General features: G+C 49.9%; 1 protein-coding gene. It reads left to right on the plus strand.

Annotated features, from left to right (window positions below; translation table 11 throughout):
- Positions 1–166: 166 nt before the first annotated feature.
- The gene (locus H6A34_RS14490; protein WP_021948476.1) at positions 167–772 is read left to right on the plus strand and encodes a BamJ family beta-barrel-assembly machinery protein; all 606 of its coding nucleotides are present in this window, start codon (positions 167–169) and stop codon (positions 770–772) included.
- Positions 773–814: the final 42 nt, after the last annotated feature.

The following is an 814-nucleotide window of genomic DNA, read 5'->3' on the forward strand; positions in this document are numbered from 1 at the left end:
TAGCGAACGTAGTGAGCGATAACTCCTTTAACTTCTTTAACTCCTTGTTCATTGTTATCTTTCCACAAAATTAGTGATTTTTCTTCAATAATGTCACCGTAATCAGATAAAAATGCTACCTTTGCACGGTTTTAAATAAGGTAGAAAATAATCAAACTTTAGAAGAATGGACAAGGTAAGTTACGCTTTAGGGCTGGGTATCGGACGCCAGCTGGCACAGATGGGGGCCACCGAACTCAACATCGACGATTTCGCAACGGCCATCAAGGACGTTCTGGCAGGCGCCGAACTTAAGGTCTCAGACAGTGAAGCGCAGACTATAGTACAGGACTTTTTCCGCAAGCAGGAGGCTAAGGCCAATGCTGCTATGGCTGAAAAGGGCAAGAAGGCTAAGGCCGAGGGCGAGAAATATCTGGCTGACAACGCCGGTAAGGAAGGCGTTGTGACGCTGCCCAGCGGCCTGCAATACAAGGTCCTGAAGGAAGGCAACGGCAATAAGCCGAAGGCAACCGACAAGGTGAAGTGTCACTATGAGGGCTTCCTGATTGACGGTACGGTGTTCGACAGCAGCATACAGCGCGGTGAACCCGCAGTGTTCCCGCTCAACCAGGTAATCGCCGGATGGACAGAGGGCCTCCAGCTGATGCAGGAAGGGGCTAAATACCGCTTCTTCATCCCTTACCAGTTAGGCTACGGCGAGCGCGGCGCAGGCGCTTCCATTCCTCCGTTCGCAACCCTCGTGTTCGACGTTGAGCTGATTGAGGTAATGTAATTATCAGGAGTTAAGGAGTAATGTAGTAAAGGAGTTAAGACA

Origin of the sequence: Marseilla massiliensis, from assembly GCF_016899855.1 — a bacterium.
GTDB lineage: Bacteria > Bacteroidota > Bacteroidia > Bacteroidales > Bacteroidaceae > Prevotella.